This is a genomic window from Kitasatospora sp. NPDC094015 (assembly GCF_040304075.1).
In the GTDB taxonomy this organism is placed as follows: domain Bacteria; phylum Actinomycetota; class Actinomycetes; order Streptomycetales; family Streptomycetaceae; genus Kitasatospora.
The window spans coordinates 1-21,189 of record NZ_JBEOUL010000033.1; the positions used below are offsets into that span (position 1 = coordinate 1).

Sequence of the window (21,189 nt, forward strand, 5' to 3'; positions counted from 1 at the left end):
GACCCGGCCGAGACCCGGGCCGTGCTCGCCGGCTCCCTCGCCATGCTCCGCACCAAGCACGCCGACCTGCCCAGCCGCAAGCACGGCAACCCGCCCACCTGAGGGAGACCGGATGACCATCATCGTCGAACGAGGCTCGCCGACCGACGAGGAACTCGCCGTACTGACCGTGGTGCTGGCCGCCGCGCTGGCCGCCCGCGCCGAGGCCGCCGAGCCGGCCTCCCGACGGGTGCGGACCTGGCTGCGGCCGGTCGGCATCGACTACCCCTCGCCGCGCAGCTGGCGCACCGCGGCCTGACCGGGGGCGGGCCGGGCTCCGGCCCGCCCCCGAGCAGCAGATCCAGATCGGTTCGAGTCGCTCTTGAGGGAGGAGGTGCACCCTGCGGGCGAGACGCCACTGCGAAGGAGTATCTGATGACAGTCCAGGGATCGATTCACCTTGAGCAGGTGGAGCAGGACATCCGCGATTGGCTGGTCGAGCGGCTCAGCAGCTACCTCTCCCGCCCGGAGAGCGAGATCAACACCGAGATGCCGTTCGCTGAGTTCGGGATGGACTCCGTGGCGGCGCTGAGCCTCTTCGGCGACATCGAGGAGAAGTTCGAGCTCTACCTGGAGCCCGCGGTGGCCTACGAGCACCCCCGGGGGCGGGCCTGGGCCGCGGCCCGCGCCCGGGTGGCGGGCGCCCCCGGCCCCCCCCCCCCCGGCCCGCCCGGCCCCCGCGCCCCCCCGGGGCCCGGCGCCGTCCACCGCACGGTGGACGGCGCCGGGCCCCGGGGCATTGCGGCGTCCGGGCCCGGACGGCCGCCCGGGCCGGCCCGGCCACGCAGGCCGCGCCGGGCGGGTCAGTCGCACAGCAGCCGGTAGCCGTACGTGCCGAGCTCCCACAGCGATAGCAGGACGGCGAAGGCCAGCCCGGCGTCGGCGACGGCCAGCAGCAGCCGGCCGGGGCCGGCCGGCGGGGCCTCGGCCGGTGCCGCCGCGGGCGCCCTCGAGGGCGCCGGTGCGGGCGGCCGGACGAGGGTCAGGCGGACGGGTGCGGGTGCGGGTGCGGGTGCGACCGGGCGGACGGCCGGGCGGTGCGGGACGGGCGATGCCATGGCTGCTCCTCGGGCTCGGACGGATCGCGGGACGGGGGTGGGGCCGGGAGCCGGACGGCGCGGTGCCGCAGGCCCGCGGGGCGGGACCTGGACACCGCGCCGTCGGCCGGTGCGGTACGGGGGGCTCAGACGCCGGCCGCCTCGACGGTCAGCCGGGCGTCCAGGGCGCGCACCACGTCGTCGGCGGCCTGCGCGGTCGCCAGGTCGTCCGGGGCGCCGATGATGGCCATGAACGACTCGACGACCTTCTCCTTCAGCGCGTCGGTCGAGAGGTCCTGCTCGGTCATGAGTGCTCTCCTCGGGTGGGGCGGGGTCGGGTCGGTCGGGGTCAGAAGGCGTTGCAGGCGCGGAAGATGTGCGCGAAGGAGGCCAGCGAGGCCGGCCCCTGGAAGGCCACGTACTCGGGCAGCAGCACGTCCGGGGCCCACTTGTCCTTGTAGGCGAGCTGGGTCTGCGCCGGGTAGATCGCCTCGCCGTGCTCCCACAGGAAGTGCATCAGCCACTGGAACGAGGGGCTGTAGCCCGGGAGTTCGTTCTCCTCGCCGAGCCCGGTGAACGGGGTGAAGCCGAAGTGCAGCCAGTCCACGCCCTCGCTGCGGAAGACCTCGATGGCGCTCGAGTTGATCGCCTCCATCAGGCCGGGCGAGCCACCGGGGATGCGGCGGCTGAGGTCGTGCATCCAGCCGGCCCGGCTGCCGAAGACCGGGGAGTACGAGATGTACGCCACCGGGGCGCCGTCGATGGTGCCGACGAACAGCCGGCGGTGCGCCTGGGCCGGGCCGCCGATCTGGCCGACCAGGAACTCCAGCTGCCGGGCGTGGTCGCCCTTGGAGCCGAGCCAGGCGTTGTCGATCTCGGCGATGCCGTCCTGCCAGTCCTCGGCCGTCACCTCCTTGACCTGGAGGCCGTTGCGGAAGGCCCGGGAGATCTTGTTGCGCAGCTGCATGAAGCGGGTGCCGCGCAGGCTGAAGTCCGGCAGGTGGACGGCCCAGGAGGCGCCGAGCTGGTTGACCGTGAAGCCGTGGGCGGCGTAGCGCTCGGCGTCCGCCCGCTGCAGCTGGACGGCCACCAGCTGGAGGTCCTGCGACCGGGCGTGGTCGACCAGGCCGTCCAGCAGCAGGTCGTAGGTCTCGGGTGCGACGAACGGGCCGCCGAACTGGACCAGGTGCCGGCCGGTGCGGCGGTAGACGGCGATCCCGTCCGCGCCGGGGGTGGTGAAGACGCTGTTGCCGGAGTTCAGCGCCAGGAAGGAGCTGGGGTTCTCGGACTGGGTGTGGGTGCTGACGGCGGACAGGACCGGGCTCTCGGCCTCGGTCGCGGTCGCGGCGGACGGTGCCATGTGGATTTCCCTTCGCGGGGTGGGGCGGTCAAGCAAGTACAGCACCCGGAAATGACGAGGGGAAAGGGCTGGAGAAAGACCGTGGCGCAGAGTCAGCAGCCGGTCAGGCGAATATCAGGAATGGCTGGCAGAGTTGCTCCTGTGAACGGCACGGGACACCCGGCCGAACACGAGGAGAGGTGCCCGGAGCGGTTCATCGGGGGCCGGGGCCCTGGCTCCGGTCGGGTGGTTCTGCCCGCCTTCGCAGGTTCGAATCCTGCCCTCTCCGCGCGAGTCCGATGCCCGGTCGCCTGCTCTGGCGGCCGGGCATCGGCCGTTCCCGAGCCGGTTCCGGTCCCGGTTCCGGGCCGGTTCCGAGCAGCTCTCGGGCCGGTTCCGAGCAGGTCCCGAGCCCGCCCCGAGCGCCGGCCGAGCACCGCCCGGGTGCTCCGCGGCCCCGGTCGCCGCCGTACCGGGCGCCGGCGCGGCGGCATCAGTTCCGTGTCAGGCGCGGGTCAGACCCCCTTGTCACCATCAAGTCGATTCGGACATGGAACCGTGCCTTCGGAAAGGCCTGATCATGCTTCTTGACGAAACGGCGTCGGGGATTCTTCCCGGTAATTCCGGCGGTCGGGAAAAGCCGCTGAGCAGCTACCCGCTGTACATCGCCGGAAAGGACGTGGAGGGCGACGGCTGGGTCTACACCGTCAGCGCCCGCTCGCTGCTGGAGGACGTGTTCACCAGCGTCAGCCTGAAGCGCGCGCTGGAGCAGGACCCGGACTCGGACGCCGCCGAGCACCCGTACGTGGTGGGCCGCTGCGCGATCGCCGGCGACGCCGCGATCGACCTCGCCACCGAGGCCGCCGCGGCCGCCGCCCCCGGCTGGGCGGCCGTGCCGCTCGAGCGGCGGCTGCGCCTGGGCACCCTGTTCCGCGAGGAACTGCTGCGCCGCCAGGACGAGTTCGTCGACATGCTGGTCTCCGAGGCTCACCCGGTGAAGCTGGCCCGCTGGGAGCTCAGCTGCCTGCTCCAGGTCTACAGCGAGGAGAGCATCGACTGGTACCGCCAGCGGATGCACACCGAGTTCGACCACAACGGCCGCCGCCTGATCGTGCGCCGCCAGCCGGACGGCGTGGTGGCCTTCAACCCGCCGCAGAACGCACCCGCCCCGAGCGCCGCGCTCGCCGTGCTCGCCCTGATGGCGGGCAACGCCGTGGTCGTCCGGGCCCCGCGCAGCATCGCGCTGTCCACCATGTGGGTGCTGCGCGACGTGGTGGCGCCGCTGCTGGACGAGGTCGGTGCCCCGCCCGGGGTGCTCAACGCGGTCTGCAGCAACCCCAAGCAGACCCTGGACCGCTGGGTGGAGAGCCCGCTGGTCAACGACATCTTCTACATCGGCGGAAGCCAGGAGGGCCTGCGCTTCCAGGAGCAGTGCGTGGCGCACGGCAAGAAGCCGATCCTGGAGCTGGCCGGCAACGACGGCATCATCGTCTGGGAGGGCGCGGACCTCACGTACGCGGCCGAGGCGATCCGGGAGTCCTTCTACGGCTCCGGCCAGATCTGCATGGTGCCCAACTACGTGCTGGCGCACCCCTCGATCGCCGACGCGCTGATCGAGGAGGTCAAGAAGCAGGTCGCCACCGTCAAGCCGGGCTACCCGGAGGACGAGGACGTGCTGCTCTCGCCGGTCCGCCGGAGCGAGAAGTTCTTCGCCCTGCTGAAGCAGACCCTGGACCACGGGGCCGAGCTGATCACCGGCGGGCAGCGCACCGAGGTGGACGGCACCCCGTCCGAGACCGGCGTCTTCCTGCAGCCCACCGTGGTCCGGGTGAACGGCCTGGCCGGCGCCCGCGAGCACGACGTGGTGCGGCACGAGACGTTCTTCCCGCTGCTGCCGATCGTGGTGCCCGAGGCGGCGCCCAACGACCAGCTGCTGGACAGCTTCATCGACTTCGTCAACAGCAACGAGTACGGCTTGCGCAACTCGCTCTGGGCCAAGTCCGCCCGGGTGATCAACGCCTTCGTGCAGCGGGTCACCAACGGCGGCCTGCTGAAGATCAACGACTCGCACATCGGCTTCCTGCCGTACCTGCCGAGCCACGGCGGCACCGGCCTGACCGGCGGCGTCTACGGCGAGGCGAACTACCCGATGCTCAAGACCTCGCACGTCCAGGGCGTCAGCGTCGCACGCGACGTCAGCCCGATCGAGACCGTGTTCGGCGCCTTCGAGGCCTGACCGGCACCCGGGCCGCGTGCCCGAACCGCGTGCCCGAACCGCGTGCCCGAACCGCGTGCCCGAACCGCGAGCCCGGCCCAGAGCCCGGGCCGCGCGTCCGGGCCGGCCCCCCGTCCGACCCCCGCTGGAGGTTGTCCTGCCATGCGCTCCCTCGAAACCGCCCGCGAGACCAGCGAGCGGTACCACCCCGGGCTGGTGAAGGCCCTCGCCGACATCCCGTACGCCGAGCGGGAGGCCGCCGACAGCCCGGTGATCGACCTGTTCCGGGCGCACGACGGTGTGGCGCTGCTGGTCCCGGTGGCCTACGGCGGCCACGGTTCCGACCCGCTGGACGCGGTCCGGGTGCAGCGTGCGCTCGGCGCACTGTCGCCCTCGCTGGCGGCCGCGGTGACCATGCACCACTTCACCGCCGCGATGCTGTACGCGCTGGCGGACGGCACCGACCGGCTGTCCGAGCCCCAGCTGTCGCTGCTGCACAGCGTGGTGCCCCAGCAGCGGCTGATGGCCTCCGGCTGGGCCGAGGGCCGCACCCAGCAGAACATCCTGACCCCCGCGGTGACCGCCGCGGTGACCGTCGGCGGCTACCGGCTGAACGGCTCCAAGAAGCCGTGCAGCCTGGCCGGTTCGATGGACCTGCTGACCGCCTCGATCGCCGTGCCGGGCTCCGACGGCCGGCCGGAGCTGGCGCTCGCGCTGATCCCGGCCGACTCGCCCGGCCTGACCGTCCACCCGTTCTGGGGCAACGACGTGCTGGCCGCCGCCGAGAGCGACGAGGTGCAGCTGGCCGACGTGTTCGTGCCCGAGGAGCTGGTGATCCGCACCACCGAGGAGGACCCGCACCGGATCGAGGACCTGCAGAACGCCGGCTTCGTCTGGTTCGAGCTGCTGATCTCCTCGGGCTACCTGGGCGCGGCCTCCGGCCTGGTCGAGCACGTCCTGCAGCGCGGCCGCGGCAGCGCGGGCGACCGCGCGGACGCCGCGATCCGGATCGAGGCCGCCGCCGGCCTGCTGGAGGGCACCGCCCGCGCGGTCCGCGACGGGGTGGGCGGCGAGGAGGCGGTCGCGCAGGTGCTGGTGGCCCGGTTCGCCGCGCAGGAGGCGCTCAACCGCGCCGCCGACCAGGCCCTGGAGCTGCTCGGCGGGCTGGACTTCATCCGCTCCTCCGACCACGCCAAGCAGGCCACCGCCGTCCGACCGCTGGCCTTCCACCCGCCGTCCCGGGCCAGTGCGGCCGAGGCGCTGCTGGCGTACTTCAACGGTGAGTCGCTCGACCTGTCCTGACCGGACGTCATTTCGATGAGGAGTTCAGACGTGACCGTGATCCAAGAAACCCGGGCCGACCTGGGCCGGGTGGAGACCGAGGGGGAGATCCTCGACCTGTACCGGGCGCACCTCAGCAAGGGCCGGGCCACCCTCGCCGAGCTGTTCGGCAGCCACATGGAGGTGGAGTCCTCCGGCGCCTGGCTGACCACCAGCGACGGCGAGCGCTTCCTGAACGCGGGCGGCTACGGAGTGTTCATCATGGGCGCCCGCCACCCGCTGGTGATCGAGGCGGTCAGCCGCCAGCTGCACACCCACCCGGTGGCCACCCGGATCCTGCTGGAGCCGACCGTGGCCCGCGCCGCCGAGGCGCTCACCTCGGTCACCCCGGACGGCCTGGACCGGGTGCACTTCGCCCTCTCCGGCGCCGAGGCGGTGGAGACCGGCCTCAAGCTGGCCCGCGCCAACGGCCGCAAGCGCACCGTCTCGTTCAAGGGCGGCTACCACGGCAAGACCCTCGGTGCCCTCTCGGCCACCGCCAAGGAGGTCTACCAGGCGCCGTTCCGCCCGCTGATCCCGGACGTCACGCACCTCACGTACGGCGACGAGGACGCGCTGCGCGCCGAGCTGGCCGCCCACCCGGGCCAGGTCTGCGTGATCATCGAGCCGGTGCAGGGCGAGGGCGGCGTGATCATCCCGCCCAAGGGCTACCTCAAGCGGGTCGAGGAGCTGGTCCGCGAGTTCGAGGGCTTCCTGATCCTGGACGAGGTCCAGACCGGCTTCGGCCGGCTCGGCGAGTGGTGGGGCGCGGACGTCGAGGGCATCCAGCCGGACGTCCTGCTGGCCGGCAAGGCGCTGGGCGGCGGCGTGGTGCCGGTCTCCGCGGCGATCGCCACCCGGCAGGCCTTCAAGCCCTTCGACAAGGACCCGTACGTCCACACCGCCACCTTCTCCGGGCAGCCGCTGCTGATGGCGGCCGTCCAGGGCGCCGTCCAGGCGATCCAGGAGGAGCGGCTGGTCACCCGGGCCCAGGAGCTCGGCGCCCGGCTGCTGCCGCGGATCGCCGAGATCGCCCACCGCAACATCCCCGACCTGGTGGTCGACGTGCGCGGCCAGGGCCTGCTGATCGGCGTCGAGCTGGTCGAGGCCGGGCTGGCCGGCGAGCTCCTGATCGAGCTCTTCAACCACGGCGTGGTCGCCAACCACTCCATGAACGGCAGCTCGGTGGTGCGCTTCACGCCGCCGGCGATCCTCAGCGACACCGACGTCGAGTACCTGCTCGACGCGTTCCACAAGGCCACCCTCGACCTGATCTCGGGTTCGGCCAAGATGCCGGAAGGCGGTAACTGACCCATGCGACACGTCGAACTCGACGCCGTGGTGAGCTCCGAGCGCGCCGAGGACGTCTACGCGGCCGTCCTGCGCTGGGAGCGCTACCCGGAGCTGGCGCCGCACGTGCGGGCCACCACCGTGCACTCCACCCTCCCCGAGCCGGTCGGCAGCTCCAGCTGGGAGCTGCACTTCCGCAGCGGCCTGCTGCGCTGGACCGAGGCCGACACCTTCCTGCCCGAGCAGCTGGAGATCCGCTTCGAGCAGACCGACGGCGACTTCGACAGCTTCACCGGCACCTGGCGGATGAGCCAGGACGGCGACGACGTCGCGGTGCACTTCGAGGCCGACTTCGACTTCGGCATCCCCAGCCTCGAAGGCATCCTCGACCCGATCGCCGAGCGGGTCATCCGGGAGACCGTCGCCTGGGCCGTCACCGGCCTGTTCACCGGCACCCGGATCGTCGGCGACATCGAGCTCACCACCCCGGCCGCGGCCGCCCGCTGACCCCTCGACCCTTCGGCCCGCCGCTCCAGGAGTGAAGCAATGGACCAGGCAAACCCCTTCGAGACCCCGAGAACCTACTCGCTGCACCGCGCCGAGTACCTGGTCGCCTTCGCGGTGACCACCGGCGTCCTGATCGCCCACCTCGGCGACGTCCGCTGGCTGCCGGCGATCGGGCTGTTCCTCTACATCGACCTGATCGGCTACATCCCGGGTGCCATCGCCTTCCGCAAGTCCGGCGGGCAGCCCATCGCCAAGGGCTACTACGTGGCCTACAACATCATGCACAGCCTGATCACCCAGGGCGCGGTGGCCGCCCTGTGGTGCTGGCTGGTCAAGCCCGAGTGGGCGCTGCTGGTCATCCCGTTCCACCTGTTCGGCGACCGCGGCCTGTTCGGCAACTTCATGAAGTCCTTCGCGCTACCGTTCGAGCCGGTCCGGCAGACCGGCTACCTGCGGCTGCTGGACGACCTGGGCCTGGCCCACCCCAAGCCGATCGCGCACACCTTCGACCCGGTGCCGGTGGGCCACCTGCCCGCCGACCGCCGTCCGGCCGCCCGCCCGCAGGCCCACGGGGAGGCCGCACCGGAGCCGGTGCTGCCCGGAGCCACCCGGTGAGCACCGCGGCCGAGGTACGGACCGCGCCCTCGCCGGCCCAGCTGCGCCGCCGCGCCCTGCGCCACCTGGCCTCGCCGGTCTCGGTGCTGACGGTCAGCCACGAGGGGAGGCTGCACGGCACCACGGTCTCCACCGTGACCACCGTGTCGCTCACCCCGCTGATCCTCGGCGCCTGCCTGAAGTCCGGCTCGGTGCTCGCCGAACTGGCCGTCGCCGAGGGCCGGTTCGCGGTCAACGTGCTCGGCGGCGACCAGGGCCCGGTGGCCCGCTGGTTCGCCGACAGCTCCCGCCCGGACGGCGCGCGGCAGTTCGACGGACTGCCCTGGACCTCCGCCCCGTACGCGGACGCCCCGCTGCTGGAGGGCTCGCTGGCGCACTACGCCTGCCGGGTCACCGAGTGCGTGCGGGTCGGCGACCACGAGGTCCTGCTCGGCCAGGTGGTGCACGCGGCCACCGGCGAGGGAGCCCCGCTGCTCAGCTTCGCCGGCGGCCTGTTCGGCGGCGCCCTCCAGCCCGCCCAGGACGCCTGACCGACCCACCAAGACGACCAACCGAGCAAGGAGTACCGACATGACCGGTTCAGTGGCACCCGAGGCGGACTGGGACGAGGCTCCCGGTCTGCTGGACGGAGCCAAGGAGCTCACCCTCGGCCCCGAGCAGTGCAACCTGGCCTACTGGATCACCGAGGTCGCCCAGGGCACGCTGCGCGAGCGCGGCGTCACCGGACACCACGAGAACGCGGTGGTCCCGGAGTTCCTGCGGCGCCCCGGCCCGCTTCGCGAGGCGCTGACCCTGGAGTTCGGCTTCCGCGGGCTCTCCGAGGAGATCGCCACCAGGCTGCTGTCGTACTACGTGGCGATCGCCCCGGGCATCCCGGAGCTGGAGTTCTACGCCACCCAGCTGCTCGACGAGGCCCGGCACGCCCGGGTGTTCCGCAACCACCTGGTCGAACTCGGGCTCCCCGAGGCGACCCTGCTGCGGGACATCGAGGAGATGGCCGCCGACTACCGGCGCACGGTGCTCCAGCCGGTCGAGGACTTCACCCTGGACATCGTCCGCGACCAGGGCGACTTCATCGGCGGGGTGGCGGTCTTCGCGATCGTGATCGAGGGCGTGCTCGCCCCGGCCGCCGAGCTCAGCGAGCGCAAGTGGACCCCGCTCTCCCCGGCCACCGGCGAGATCTCCCGCGGCACCGCCATCGACGAGATCCGCCACCTGACGGTCGCCAGCACCATCCTGCGCGACCACGTGGCCGCCCACCCCGAGTACCGGCCGCGGCTGCTGGAGATCCTGCGGGCCGGCGTCAAGCTCTGGGACGAGATCCCGGACAAGCCGTTCGTGCTGCACCGCGAGGAACTCTTCCAGCAGGGCATGTTCGACCACGCCGACCTGATCGGCGACTACGAGGTGTGGCCGGGCGTCCGGCTGCTCGACACCACGCCCGAGCAGCGCTACGACATGGCCGAGCGCTGGACCGACGAGATGGCCGAGTCCCGGATGGCGTACATGGGCCTGCCGGTCGAGGTGCTCACGAGCGGCGGGGGTGACGCGGTATGACCGCGGGCCCGCCGCCCGGACGCGCCGCGGTCATCGTCGGGGTCGGCTCGTACGTCCCGCCCGACCTGGTGACCAACGGTGACCTGGTCACCCGGCTGGACACCTCGGACGAGTGGATCAGGACCCGGACCGGGATCTCCACCCGGCACATGGTCGCCCCGGGCACCGCCACCTCCGACCTGGCGGTGGAGGCCGGCCGACGGGCCCTGAAGTCCGCGGACGACTCCCAGGTCGACGCGGTCGTCCTGGCCACCACCACCCCCGACCACCCGTGCCCGGCCACCGCCCCGGCGGTCGCCGCCCGGCTCGGGCTCGGCGGGGTGGCCGCCTTCGACGTCTCCGCGGTCTGCACCGGCTTCCTCTACGGCCTGGCCACCGCCTCCGGCCTGATCGCCGCCGGGGTCGCCGAACGGGTGCTGCTGATCGCCGCCGACGCCTTCACCACCATCATCGACCCCGGCGACCGCACCACCGCGGTGATCTTCGCCGACGGGGCCGGCGCGGTGGTGCTGCGGGCCGGCGAGGCCGACGAACCGGGCGCGGTCGGCCCGATCGTGCTCGGCAGCGACGGCGACAACGCCGAGCTGATCACGGTGCCGGGCGGCGGCTCCCGGCACCGCTCGGCCCGGCAGGAACCCAAGCCCGGCGACGAGTACTTCCAGATGGCCGGCCGGGCCACCTACCGGCACGCCGTCGAGCGGATGACCGAGGCCTCCCGGCAGGCGGTCGGCACGGCCGGCTGGGAGCTCTCCCAGCTCGACCGCTTCGCCGCCCACCAGGCCAACGCCCGGATCCTGCAGGCGGTCGCCGACCGTCTGGAGATCCCGGACGAGCGCCGGCTGTCCAACATCGAGCGGGTCGGCAACACCGGCGCCGCGTCCATCCCGCTGCTGCTCGCCCAGGCCGCCGAACGCGGCGAACTGCGGCCCGGCCACCGGGTGCTGCTCACCGCCTTCGGCGGCGGGCTGGCCTGGGGAGCCACCACCATCACCTGGCCCGACCTCGGGCACTGACGCCACACCCGGAAAGGACTGTCCGATGTTCGAGACGCTCAAGGAAATCCTGGTCAGCAAGCTCAAGGTGTCGCCGGAGCAGGTCACCCCGGAGGCCACCAAGGAGGACGTCGAGCTGGACTCGCTCGCCGTGGTCGAGCTCTCGCTCGTCCTCGAGAAGGAGCTCGGGGTCGAGATCAGCGACGACGAGCTGCTGGACGCCGAGACCATCGGCGACATGGCGGCCCTGATCGAAGAGCGGAGCGCTCGGGTCTGATGGCCGGCATCGACGTCGCCGTGACCGGGCTCGGCCTGGTCACCCCGGCCGGCATCGGGACCGCCGCCTCCTGGGCGGCGGTCCGGGCCGGCCGCCCGACCGCAGCGCTCGACCCCGCCCTGGAGGGGAACCCGGTGCGGATCTCCTGCCGGGTGCCCGACTGGGATCCCGGGCAGCTGCTCGGCGGCCGCCGGGCCCACCGGCTGGACCGCTTCACCCAGTTCGCGCTGGTCGCGGCCCGGGAGGCGATCGCCGATGCCGGGCTCGACCCGCAGACCTGGGACGGCGCGCGGATCGGCGTGGTGCTCGGCTGCGCCGACGGCGGCCCGGGCACCGTGGAGACCCAGCACCGGGTCCTGGTCGAGGAGTCGCCGGCCCGGGTCTCCCCGCTGCTGCTGCCGATGCAGCTGCCCAACATGCTGGCCGGCCAGACCGCCATCGAGTTCGGCGCCACCGGCCCCAACCTGGTGGTCGCCACGGCCTGCGCCTCCGGTGCCACCGCCGTCGGCACCGCCCGTGACCTGCTCCTGCTGGACCGCTGCGATGTGGTCGTGGCGGGTGGCAGCGAGGCCATGATCACCCCACTGGTCATGGCCGGGTTCGCCCAGATGGGTGCCCTCTCCCGCCGCGAGGACGACCCGGCGACGGCCTCCCGGCCGTTCGACCTGGACCGGGACGGCTTCGTCGCGGGGGAGGGCGCCGGCGTGCTGATCCTGGAACGGGCCGCCGACGCCCGCGCCAGGGGGGCCCGGATCCGGGCCAGGATCGCCGGCTACGGTGCCACCGCCGACGCCCACCACATGACCTCGCCGCACCCCCAGGGGCTCGGCGTGGAGAGCGCGGTCCGCACCGCGCTCGCGGACGCCGGGGCCGGCACGGGGGACGTCCAGCACGTCAACGCGCACGGCACCGCCACCCCGCTGAACGACCTGGCCGAGGCCCGGATGCTGCGGCGGACGCTGACCGGCGACCCGCTGGTCACCTCCACCAAGGGCGTCACCGGGCACCTGCTCGGCGCGGCCGGCGCGATCGAGGCGGCTTTCACCGTGCTCTCGATCGAGCAGCAGCTGGTGCCGCCCACGGCCAACCTGCACACCCTCGACCCGGAGGTGGAGATCAAGGTCGCCACCGAGGAGACCGGCACCAGGATCGAGCTGGCCCTCAGCACCTCCCTCGGCTTCGGCGGGCAGAACGCGGTGCTGGCAATCGCCGCACCCTGACCGGCCGACACCGGCGGGTCGGGCCCGGCGACCTCCCCCCTCGCCCGGCCCGGCCCGCCGGATCCCCAAACCCCTCCGCCACCTGGAGCGCCCCGATGACCGCCGAATCCCGGACCGCCGAACCCCTGACCTCCAGACGCCTGACCACCGGGCACATCGTCTTTCTGATCGTCGCCGCCGCGGCCCCGCTCTCCGCCATGGTCGGCACCGTGCCGCTGGCCTTCGCGATCGGCACCGGCTCGGGCGTGCCCGCGGCCTTCGCCTTCGCCGGCATCACCCTGCTCTGCTTCTCGGTCGGCTACGCCGTCAGCGCCCGCCGCACCGGCGGCTCGGGCGGCTTCTACGCCTCGATCGCGGACGGCCTCGGCCGCCCGCTCGCGGTCGGCAGCGGCTGGGTGGCGCTGCTCGCCTACAACTGCGCCACCGTCGGCCTGGTCGGCGCGCTCGGCTACTTCACCCAGCTGGTGCTCGCCGCCCACGGCCTCGACCTGCCGTGGCAGCTGTGCGCCGCGGTCGGCCTGGTCGCGGTCGCCGTCCTCGGCTACCGCGACATCGCGGTCAGCGCCCGGGTGCTGGCCGTCCTGATGATCGGTGAGATCGGCGTGCTGGCCGCGCTGGACCTCGCCATCCTCGGCCGCAAGGGCGCCTCCGCGCTGCCGCTGGAGTCCTTCTCCCCGCACATCGCGACCGGCCCCGGCCTCGGGGTCTCGCTGATGTTCGCCTTCGTCTCCTTCATCGGCTTCGAGTCCGCCGCGCTGTACGGCCAGGAGGCCAAGGACCCGCGCCGCAGCGTGCCGCGCGCCACCTACGTCGCCGTGGTGCTGATCGCCGGCTTCTACGCGCTGACCAGCTGGGCGGCGGTCGGCGCGATCGGCCCCGACGCCGTCCGGCAGACCGCCGGCGACCAGCTCGGCGACCTGTTCTTCGTGCTGGGCTCGGACTACCTCGGGAGCACCGGCGCCACCGTGCTCCAGATCATGCTCTGCACCAGCCTGTTCGCGGCCACCCTGGCCCTGCACAGCGCGGCCAACCGGTACGCCCAGGTGCTCGCCGACGACGGCCTGCTGCCCCGCCGGCTCGGCGCGGTGCACCCCCGGTACGCCTCCCCGCACCTGGCCAGCATCGCGCAGACCGTGCTCAGCGTGCTGGTGGTGGCCGGCTTCGCGCTGGCCGGCCTCGACCCGTACGCGGACCTGACCACCAGCATGCTGGGGCTGGGCACGCTGGGGATCGTGGTGCTCCAGGCCCTGGCGGCGCTCTCCGTGCTCGGGCTCGCCCGCAAGGGCGCGGCGGCCGGCGTCTGGCAGGGCGTGGTCGCCCCGCTGCTCGGCTTCGCCGGGCTGGCCGCCACGGTCTGGCTGGTGGTCGGCAACTTCGACCTGCTCACCGGCACCCACAGCGCCCTGGTCTCCGCGCTGCCCTGGGCCGTCCCGGTGATCGGCGTGCTCGGCCTCGGCCACGGCCTGTGGCTGCGCGCCGCCCGACCCGCCCGCTACCGCGGCCTGGCCGCCGCGGCGCCCGATCCCGAGCCGGCCCGCCCCGCCACCCCCGACCTGGTGCCCACCCGCTGAGGCCCCGCCCGATCACCCGACACCGACGGTTGCCCCCGTCGAGGAGTCCGACTTCGCTCCGAAGGAGAGTCCCGTGCACGACGTACGCGAGCTGATCGAGCTGGGTCCCGAGGCGGTGCGCCGGCTCGGCCGGCGCAGGCACCGGCTCGACCTGGAGGCCCTGGGCGCGCTGCACCGCGGCCGGGTCGCGGCCCTGGAGGCGGTCGACCGGCTCCGCGGCGAGCTGAAGCGCTCCTCCCGCGGCGGCCGGCCGACCGAGGCGGCGCGGGAGGAGTCGCGCCGCCTGCGCGAGCAGGTCCAGGAGGCCGAGGCCGCGCTGCGCACGGTCGAACTGGAGTTGGAGGAGATCCTGCTGGGGATCCCCAACCTGCCGCTCGACGCGGTGCCGGACGGCGACAGCGAGAAGCACGCGGTGGAGGTCCGCAAGGGCGGCCCGCCGCTGCGCCCGGCGGCCGACCAGGCCCGCCACCACGCCGACCTCGGCGAGTCGCTCGGTGTGCTGGACGCGGGCCGGGCCGCCGCGCTGTCCGGGGCCCGGTTCAGCGTCAGCCGCGGCGCCGGCGCCCGGCTGGAGCGCGCCCTCGCCTCGTTCCTGCTCGACCTGCACACCCGGGAGCACGGCTACACCGAGTACGCGGTGCCGCACCTGGTCAACCGCGAGACCATGACCGGCACCGGCCAGCTGCCCAAGTTCCAGGAGGACCTGTTCGCCACCTCGGTCGGCGGTCGGGAGCTGTTCCTGATCCCGACCGCGGAGGTGCCGCTGACCAACCTGGTGGCCAAGGAGCTGCTGGAGGCCAAGGACCTGCCGCTGGCGATGACCGCCCGCACCCCCTGCTACCGGGCCGAGGCCGGCTCGTACGGCCGGGACACCCGCGGGGTGCTCAGGCTGCACCAGTTCGAGAAGGTGGAGCTGGTCCGGATCTGCGCGCTCGAGGAGGCTCAGGAGCAGCTGGAGCTGATGGTCGGCCAGGTGGAGGAGTGCCTTCGTCGACTCGAACTCTCGTACCGGGTGGTCCTGTTGCCGGCCGGGGACATGGGCTTCTCGGCCCGGATGACCTACGACATCGAGGTGTGGCTGCCGGGCAGCGACTCGTACCGGGAGATCTCCTCGGTCTCGGACTGCGGCGCCTTCCAGGGCCGCCGGGCGGGCATCCGGCACCGGACGGCGGAGGGCCGCAAGCAGCCGGCCGCCACCCTGAACGGTTCGGCGCTGCCGATCGGGCGGACCGTGGCGGCGCTGCTGGAGCAGGGCGTGCAGCCGGACGGCTCGGTGCTGCTGCCCGAGGCGCTGGTGCCGTACACCGGCTTCCGGCGGATCCTGCCGGGTGGAGCGGTCGAGGGCTGAACGCGCGAACGGCGCGACACCCGGGCGGGTGTCGCGCCGTTCGCGTCCGGGCGGCCGGTGCGGATCCGGCCGGTCGCCCGGCGGTCAGGCCGTGCGCAGCAGGTGCTGGCCGGCCGGCTGGTGCAGGGCGGGGGCCTGGATCAGGACCTCCCGGAACAGCTGCTTGAGCTGGGGCGAGGGCTCCATCCCGAGCTCGTCGATCAGCCGCTGCCGGGCGGTGTTGTAGACCTCGACCGCCTCGGCCTGCCGGCCGGACCGGTACAGCGCGCGCATCAGCATCTCGGTGATCCGCTCGCGCCACGGGTGGGCCACGCTCATCCGCTTCAACTCGCCTATGACGTGCGTCGGTTCGCCCCACAGGGCGCCCATCCACAGCCGGTCCTCCTGGGCCGCCAGGTACTCCTCGTCCAGCTGCAGCGCGATGCTCTGGCAGAGCGGTCCGGGGGTCACGTCCTGCATCGGGCTGCCCTGCCAGAGGCCGAGCGCGCCCTCGAGCAGCGAGCCGGCCACCTCCGGGTCGCCGGCGACGGCGTGCCGGGCCGCGGCGAGCCGTTCGCGGAACAGGAAGAGGTCCACGTCCTCGGGGGCGACGTCCAGGATGTACCCGGACGCCTGGGTGATCAGCGGCGGCACCTCGCCGTGCGGGCCGGCCAGCCGCCGCAGCGTGCGGCGCAGCCGGGAGACGTGGGCCTGGAGCGAGTTCTCGACGGTGGCCGGCGGGTTGTCGCCCCAGAGCTCGGTGTAGAGCTGCTCGGTGGGCACCAGGCGCCGGGCCCGGATCAGCAGGGTGGCCAGCAGGGTGCGTTGTCTCGTTCCGGGGACGGTGGCGAAGCGGCCGTTGACGACGGCCCCGACCGGGCCCAGGATCCTGAACTGCATGTGTTCCCCCTGTGTGATGAGCGGTTGGTTGCCGGCGGAACAGGCGTGCGGATTGTCGGGTCGGGGGCTCGAATCCGGCTGGAGGGCGTGAGCGCCGTCGAGGCCGCTCGGACCGGGGCTCCAGCGCCGCTCCACCGCCGGTCAGCGGGGGCTCCAGGGTGCTCTGTCACCGTGCTTTCCGGGGGCGTCCGACATCGGGCGAATCTCCCGACCACGTGCCACGGCGTCCCCGGTTTCGCGTTCCCGAAATGATCATCAAGCACCCGAACAGATTCCCGAAAATCCTCCGGCGGTACCCGCGGAAGGGCTTTCGGGCGACTTTGCGGCAATACCGTTCGTCAGCGAATCGTCAGCCTGCGGGGCCGTACGCATTACCTCCCAGGTAATTGACCGCCCATGTCAGGGGCGGCCAAGCTGGACACAGCCTCCGGATCGGCTGTGGCAGAGCAGGACCTCGTGATCGACCAGGAGTTGGACCTATGACCACTGAGACAAACCCCGCCACGGCAGCGCCGTCGGCGCCGGTCGCGGAAGTCGCGGCCGAGCCACACCGGGCGATTCTGCCGATCGTGCTCTCCGGCGTATTCATGACGACGCTGGACTTCTTCATCGTCAATGTCGCCATCCCGTCGACCCAGGCCGACCTGAACGCGACCGCCTCGGCGATCGAGTGGGTGGTGGCCGGCTTCGGCCTGGCCTACGGCGTCGGCCTGATCACCGGCGGCCGCCTCGGCGACCTCTACGGCCGCCGCAAGATGTTCCTGCTCGGCCTCGCGCTCTTCACGGTGGCCTCGCTGTTCTGCGGCATCGCCACCAGCGGCGAGTACCTGGTCGCCGCCCGGGTCGGCCAGGGCATCTCGGCGGCCCTGCTCGCCCCCCAGGTGCTGGCCATCCTGGGCACCATCTACACCGGTGCGGCCAAGCTGAAAGTGTTCACCGGGTACGGCCTGGCGATGGGCCTGGCCGCCGTGTTCGGGCAGCTCATCGGCGGTCTGCTGATCCAGGCGGACATCGCCGGGCTCGGCTGGCGCTCCTGCTTCCTGGTGAACCTGCCGATCGGCGCCGCGATCATCGCGCTGACCCTGAAGTACGTCCCGGAGACCCGCGCCCCCGGCAAGCCCAAGCTGGACCTGGTCGGCGTCGCCGTGATCACCCTCGCCCTGGTCGCCCTGGTGCTCCCGCTCATCGAGGGCCGGGAGAAGGGCTGGCCGCTGTGGACCTGGCTGAGCTTCGCCGCGGCCGTGGTCCTGTTCGTCCTGTTCGGCCTGCAGGAGAGCCGGCTCGCCGCCCGCGGCGGCTCCCCGCTGGTCAACCTGTCGCTGTTCCGCGAGCGTGCCTTCGTCGCGGGCCTCGGCAGCCAGCTGGTGTTCTGGATGGGCCAGGCCTCGTTCTTCCTGGTCTTCGCCCTGTACGTGCAGCGCGGCCGCGGTCTGGACGCCCTGCAGGCCGGTCTGCTGTTCGCGGCGATCGGCGCGGGGTACATGTACACCTCGATGAACGCCGGCAAGTTCGCGGCCAAGCTCGGCCGCCAGGTGATCGCGCTGGGCGCCCTGCTGATGGGCGCCGGCCTGGTGGTGCTGGGCATCACCGCCGCCCAGATCGGCACCACCGGTCACATCCTCTGGCTCATCCCGGGCCTGGTCATCGACGGTGCCGGCATGGGTCTGGCGGTCGCCCCGCTGGCCTCCACCGTGCTCGCCCGGGTCTCCCCGCAGTACGCGGGTGCGGCCTCCGGCGTGCTCACCACCGCCCTGCAGATCGGCAACGCGCTGGGCGTCTCGATCATCGGCATCATCTTCTACAACGCGCTCGGCAACACCCCCGCCGTCGGCGACTACCCGCACGCCTTCGACAGCAGCGTGATCTTCCTGGTCGGCGTGGCGGTCCTGCTCGCCGCCCTGGTCCAGGTCCTGCCGCGCGGCAACTCCGGCAAGTGACCGAACCCGATCGACCCACCCCGCCCCGGCCGACCAGCACCACGGCCGGGGCGGGTGGCCGTCCCCTCCCGCTCCCGCGAACCACCGAAAGAGGAACCCCCGTGACCGCAACCGACACCCTGCTCGACCGCTACGTGGCGGTCTGGAACGAGCCCGACGCGGCCACCCGCCGGGCCGCCGTGGCCCAGCTGTGGACCGCGGACGGCGTGCACTACACCCAGACCCGGGTGTTCCGCGGCACCGACGCCCTGGACGCCCGCGTCACCGAGGCGTACGAGCAGTTCGTGGGCGGCTCCGGCCTGCTGTTCCGGCACCGCGACAACCTGGTCACCCACCACGACGCGGGCGTCTTCAACTGGGAGATGACCCCCGGCAAGAGCCGGGACGTGCTGGCCGTCGGCTTCGACTTCGTCCTGCTGGACGAGGAGGGCCGGCTGCGGGTCGACTACCAGTTCAACGAGCCGCCGGCCCCCGTCGCCGAGCTGGACGAGCTGGCCGGCCGCCTGCTGGCGCTCGGCCGCGAGGGCGACGAGGACCTGCGCCGCAAGCAGGCCGCCGCCCTCTACAGCCAGGACGCCCGGCTGGTCGACGACTCCGCCGAGCGGGACGTGCTCACCGCGCTGGCCGCCACCCCGCAGGGCGAGGTCCGCCGGCTGTACGGCCACGCCTCCACCCAGCACGACGCCGTCCGCTACGCCTGGGAGCTCTTCCCGGCCGACGGCGGCCCCGCCCGCACCGGCGTGGACTTCCTGATCCGCGGCGAGGACGGCCTGTTCACCGCCCACTACCGGTTCACCATCTGATGACAGGCAGTCGGCGGGGGGACGGCTCGCAGCCGTCCCCCCGCCGTGCGCGTACCGAGCCTGACGGCCCGTCGGTCCGGCGAGTTGTGCCGACCGCCCCGGATGCCGCAGGGTGGAGAGGTGACCAGAGTGACCACCGCCACGGACCGGCGGGTCCAGCGACCGGTCGGGGAGCTGATGCGCCACTGGCGCGAGCAGCGGGGGCTGAGCCAGCTCGTGCTCGCCACCCGCGCGGAGATCTCCACCCGACACCTGAGCTTCCTGGAGACGGGCCGCTCCGCGCCCAGCCGGGACATGCTGCTGCGCCTCGCCGAGCAGCTCGAACTGCCGCACCGGGAGCAGAACCACCTGCTGCTGGCGGCCGGCTTCGCGCCCGCGTACGGCGACTCGCCGCTGGACGCCGAGGAGATGGCCCCGGTGCGTGACACCCTGCGGCAGATCCTGGCCGGCCACGACCCGCTGCCCGCGCTGGTGGTGGACCGCGGCTGGAACATCGTCGAGCACAACCGGGGCTTCGAGGTGTTCACCGAGGGCGCCGCCCCGCACCTGCTGCGCGGGCCGATGAACGCGCTGCGGCTCGCCCTGCACCCCGAGGGGATGGCCCCGCGCATCCTCAACCTCGCCGAGTGGCGCGCCCACCTGCTCACCCGGTTGCAGCGGCGGGTCGCGCTCACCGCCGAACCGCGGCTGTCCGAGCTCCACCGCGAGCTCACCGCCTACCCGGGCGCCGGCGGCCCCGAGCCGGAGGTGCCGGACACCGGCGACCTGATGGTGCCGCTGCGGATCGGGCACCGCGGCGAGGAGCTGGCGCTGTTCTGCACCATCGCCACCTTCGGGATGCCGCTCGACATCACCGTCGCCGAGCTGGCGATCGAGACCTTCTTCCCGGCCGACGCGGCCACCGCGGCACTGCTGCGCCGCTGATCCGCCGATCCGGGCCGGGACGCACCGAGGCCGGCCGGGGCTGCAACCCCCGGCCGGCCTCGGTGGGCTCAGGCGGCCGCCGGCGGCGGCACGGTGTAGGACGGCGGGGTGTCGATGTACTGGTAGTCGGCGGTGATCCGACCCTGGTCGTCCAGCACCACGAAGTCGAAGCCGATCGCCTCCAGGGCGCCGGTGTCGGCCGCCACCATCACCCAGTTGAAGCGCAGCGTGCCGTGGTGGCCGACCGCGTTGGCCGAGGAGCGGAAGGCGAACCCGCCCACCGCGTAGGCGTCGTGCGCGTAGCCGATCTGGGTGGCGATCGCCTCGTGGCCCTGGGACTCGGCGAGGAAGTTGAAGTAGCTGCCCTCGGGCGCCCACAGCTCCTCGACGGCCTTGCGGCGGGCGGCCGGGTCGGTCTCGTTCCAGAGCGCGACGTAGCGGTCCGCGAACTCGTTCGGGTTGGTCATGCCGGTCTCTCCTCTTGGTTCGGGTGGCGCAGGCGGTTCAGGTGGCGCAGGCACGTGCCGTGCCGGCCGTCAGCCGTTCTCGCTGACCTGGCGGCGCAGCAGCCGGACGAAGTCCGCGGTGATCGAGAGGGTCTCCTGGTGCAGGAAGAAGTGCCCGCCGGGGAAGACCCGGTTGCCCAGGTACTCGGGCGTGCGCGGCGCCCAGGAGGCCATCGCGGCCGGCTCCACCAGCGGGTCCTTGGTGGCGCTGTAGCTGACGATCGGGCACCGCACCGGCGCGCCGTCGTCCTGGTAGCTGGCGCAGACCAGCAGGTCGGCCCGCATGGTGGGCATCATCATGTCGAGGGTCTGGCGGTCCTTGAGGATCTCCTCCGGCAGCGAGCCCAGGCCGCGGGCCCACTCGACGATCTCCTCCTCCGGCACGTCCAGCTGCTCGACCGGGGGAGTGCGGAAACCGACCGGGGCCCAGGCCGAGGCGCCCAGCAGCACCGGCGCCGGGCCGCCGCGGCGGCCGATCTCCTCGGCCAGCCGGTAGCTGAGCAGCGAGCCCATGCAGTGGCCGAAGAAGGCGAACGGGCGGTCGTCGAGCTCGGCCTCGAACTCGTCGGCGAGCTGCTCGATCAGCGGCTCGATCTCGGTGAACGGCTGCTCCTTGAGCCGGTCCTGACGACCCGGCAGCTGGATGAACTGGGCCGAGACGTCGGCCGGCAGCAGCGGCAGCCACTCCCGGTAGATCGAGGCGCCGCTGCCGGCGTAGTGGAACAGGAACAGCCGGGTCGGCGCGTCCGGGTCGGACTCCGCCTGGAACCAGCGGCCGGTGACCGGGGCGGTGCGGTCGGCCATCGAAAGGAC

General features: G+C 73.1%; 23 protein-coding genes and 1 tRNA gene. 18 read left to right on the forward strand and 6 right to left on the reverse strand.

The window, feature by feature from the left end; genetic code table 11:
- Window positions 1-112: 112 nt before the first annotated feature.
- Both ABT014_RS28815 and ABT014_RS28820 read left to right on the forward strand, forming a co-directional pair.
- Complete coding sequence (locus ABT014_RS28815) at window positions 113-298, forward strand: acyl-CoA carboxylase epsilon subunit (protein ID WP_350642146.1); 186 nt, start codon at window positions 113-115, stop codon at window positions 296-298.
- Window positions 299-414: 116 nt separating this feature from the next.
- The gene (locus ABT014_RS28820; RefSeq protein WP_350642147.1) at window positions 415-864 is read left to right on the forward strand and encodes an acyl carrier protein; all 450 of its coding nucleotides are present in this window, start codon (window positions 415-417) and stop codon (window positions 862-864) included.
- Here the strand turns inward: ABT014_RS28820 and ABT014_RS28825 are convergent.
- The 3 genes from ABT014_RS28825 to ABT014_RS28835 all read right to left on the reverse strand — a co-directional run bounded on the left by ABT014_RS28825 (window position 843) and on the right by ABT014_RS28835 (window position 2,436).
- Window positions 843-1,097 (reverse strand): hypothetical protein, encoded by a 255-nt coding sequence (locus ABT014_RS28825; protein ID WP_350642148.1) that lies wholly within the window; start codon window positions 1,095-1,097, stop codon window positions 843-845. The genes ABT014_RS28820 and ABT014_RS28825 overlap by 22 nt on opposite strands.
- A gap of 125 nt (window positions 1,098-1,222) precedes the next feature.
- Window positions 1,223-1,384 carry a hypothetical protein gene (locus tag ABT014_RS28830; RefSeq protein ID WP_350642149.1) on the reverse strand — a complete coding sequence of 54 codons (162 nt, stop codon included), beginning with the start codon at window positions 1,382-1,384 and terminating at the stop codon, window positions 1,223-1,225.
- A 41-nt stretch (window positions 1,385-1,425) separates the two neighbouring features.
- The gene (locus ABT014_RS28835) at window positions 1,426-2,436 is read right to left on the reverse strand and encodes a DUF2156 domain-containing protein (RefSeq protein ID WP_350642150.1); all 1,011 of its coding nucleotides are present in this window, start codon (window positions 2,434-2,436) and stop codon (window positions 1,426-1,428) included.
- 173 nt (window positions 2,437-2,609) lie between these two features.
- Here ABT014_RS28835 and ABT014_RS28840 point away from each other — a divergent pair.
- The 13 genes from ABT014_RS28840 (at window position 2,610) to serS (ending at window position 15,327) form a co-directional block, all read left to right on the forward strand.
- A tRNA-OTHER gene (locus ABT014_RS28840) sits at window positions 2,610-2,704 on the forward strand.
- A 291-nt stretch (window positions 2,705-2,995) separates the two neighbouring features.
- Window positions 2,996-4,651 carry an aldehyde dehydrogenase family protein gene (locus tag ABT014_RS28845; protein ID WP_350642151.1) on the forward strand — a complete coding sequence of 552 codons (1,656 nt, stop codon included), beginning with the start codon at window positions 2,996-2,998 and terminating at the stop codon, window positions 4,649-4,651.
- A 141-nt stretch (window positions 4,652-4,792) separates the two neighbouring features.
- The gene (locus ABT014_RS28850) at window positions 4,793-5,932 is read left to right on the forward strand and encodes an acyl-CoA dehydrogenase family protein (RefSeq protein WP_350642152.1); all 1,140 of its coding nucleotides are present in this window, start codon (window positions 4,793-4,795) and stop codon (window positions 5,930-5,932) included.
- Window positions 5,933-5,962: 30 nt separating this feature from the next.
- Window positions 5,963-7,261, forward strand: a complete 1,299-nt coding sequence (locus tag ABT014_RS28855; RefSeq protein ID WP_350642153.1) for an aspartate aminotransferase family protein — start codon at window positions 5,963-5,965, stop codon at window positions 7,259-7,261.
- Between the two features lie 3 nt (window positions 7,262-7,264).
- Window positions 7,265-7,747, forward strand: a complete 483-nt coding sequence (locus tag ABT014_RS28860) for a type II toxin-antitoxin system RatA family toxin (protein ID WP_350642154.1) — start codon at window positions 7,265-7,267, stop codon at window positions 7,745-7,747.
- Between the two features lie 39 nt (window positions 7,748-7,786).
- A complete protein-coding gene (locus ABT014_RS28865) occupies window positions 7,787-8,362 on the forward strand; it encodes a hypothetical protein (RefSeq protein WP_350642155.1) in 576 nt (191 codons plus the stop codon).
- Window positions 8,359-8,892 carry a flavin reductase family protein gene (locus ABT014_RS28870; RefSeq protein ID WP_350642156.1) on the forward strand — a complete coding sequence of 178 codons (534 nt, stop codon included), beginning with the start codon at window positions 8,359-8,361 and terminating at the stop codon, window positions 8,890-8,892. The genes ABT014_RS28865 and ABT014_RS28870 overlap by 4 nt, the downstream gene beginning before the upstream one ends.
- Before the next feature lie 40 nt (window positions 8,893-8,932).
- Entirely contained in the window at window positions 8,933-9,919 is a 987-nt protein-coding gene (locus ABT014_RS28875; RefSeq protein WP_350642157.1) for a ferritin family protein, read from the forward strand.
- Entirely contained in the window at window positions 9,916-10,932 is a 1,017-nt protein-coding gene (locus ABT014_RS28880; protein ID WP_350642158.1) for a beta-ketoacyl-ACP synthase III, read from the forward strand. Before ABT014_RS28875 ends, ABT014_RS28880 begins: the two co-directional genes overlap by 4 nt.
- 25 nt (window positions 10,933-10,957) lie before the next feature.
- Window positions 10,958-11,188: an acyl carrier protein gene (locus ABT014_RS28885; protein ID WP_350642159.1), complete on the forward strand. Its 231-nt coding sequence runs from the start codon at window positions 10,958-10,960 to the stop codon at window positions 11,186-11,188.
- Window positions 11,188-12,408 carry a beta-ketoacyl-[acyl-carrier-protein] synthase family protein gene (locus ABT014_RS28890; protein ID WP_350642160.1) on the forward strand — a complete coding sequence of 407 codons (1,221 nt, stop codon included), beginning with the start codon at window positions 11,188-11,190 and terminating at the stop codon, window positions 12,406-12,408. Before ABT014_RS28885 ends, ABT014_RS28890 begins: the two co-directional genes overlap by 1 nt.
- Window positions 12,409-12,503: 95 nt before the next feature.
- Window positions 12,504-13,979: an APC family permease gene (locus ABT014_RS28895; protein WP_350642161.1), complete on the forward strand. Its 1,476-nt coding sequence runs from the start codon at window positions 12,504-12,506 to the stop codon at window positions 13,977-13,979.
- Between the two features lie 73 nt (window positions 13,980-14,052).
- Complete coding sequence (serS, locus tag ABT014_RS28900; protein ID WP_350642162.1) at window positions 14,053-15,327, forward strand: serine--tRNA ligase; 1,275 nt, start codon at window positions 14,053-14,055, stop codon at window positions 15,325-15,327.
- An 84-nt stretch (window positions 15,328-15,411) separates the two neighbouring features.
- Here the strand turns inward: serS and ABT014_RS28905 are convergent, their stop codons facing one another.
- Window positions 15,412-16,206, reverse strand: coding sequence for an AfsR/SARP family transcriptional regulator (locus ABT014_RS28905; RefSeq protein WP_350642163.1), 795 nt, complete (start codon window positions 16,204-16,206; stop codon window positions 15,412-15,414).
- 479 nt (window positions 16,207-16,685) lie between these two features.
- Between ABT014_RS28905 and ABT014_RS28910 the strand changes: the two genes are divergently transcribed.
- From ABT014_RS28910 to ABT014_RS28920, 3 genes are all read left to right on the forward strand, one after another.
- The gene (locus ABT014_RS28910; RefSeq protein WP_350642164.1) at window positions 16,686-18,143 is read left to right on the forward strand and encodes an MFS transporter; all 1,458 of its coding nucleotides are present in this window, start codon (window positions 16,686-16,688) and stop codon (window positions 18,141-18,143) included.
- Between the two features lie 101 nt (window positions 18,144-18,244).
- Window positions 18,245-18,946 carry a hypothetical protein gene (locus tag ABT014_RS28915; RefSeq protein WP_350642165.1) on the forward strand — a complete coding sequence of 234 codons (702 nt, stop codon included), beginning with the start codon at window positions 18,245-18,247 and terminating at the stop codon, window positions 18,944-18,946.
- Window positions 18,947-19,075: 129 nt separating this feature from the next.
- Complete coding sequence (locus ABT014_RS28920) at window positions 19,076-19,870, forward strand: helix-turn-helix domain-containing protein (protein ID WP_350642166.1); 795 nt, start codon at window positions 19,076-19,078, stop codon at window positions 19,868-19,870.
- 68 nt (window positions 19,871-19,938) lie between these two features.
- On the opposite strand, the gene ABT014_RS28925 is transcribed toward ABT014_RS28920, so the two are convergent.
- Both ABT014_RS28925 and ABT014_RS28930 read right to left on the reverse strand, forming a co-directional pair.
- Window positions 19,939-20,337: a nuclear transport factor 2 family protein gene (locus tag ABT014_RS28925; protein WP_350642167.1), complete on the reverse strand. Its 399-nt coding sequence runs from the start codon at window positions 20,335-20,337 to the stop codon at window positions 19,939-19,941.
- Between the two features lie 69 nt (window positions 20,338-20,406).
- Entirely contained in the window at window positions 20,407-21,180 is a 774-nt protein-coding gene (locus ABT014_RS28930; RefSeq protein WP_350642168.1) for a thioesterase II family protein, read from the reverse strand.
- Window positions 21,181-21,189 lie beyond the last annotated feature (9 nt).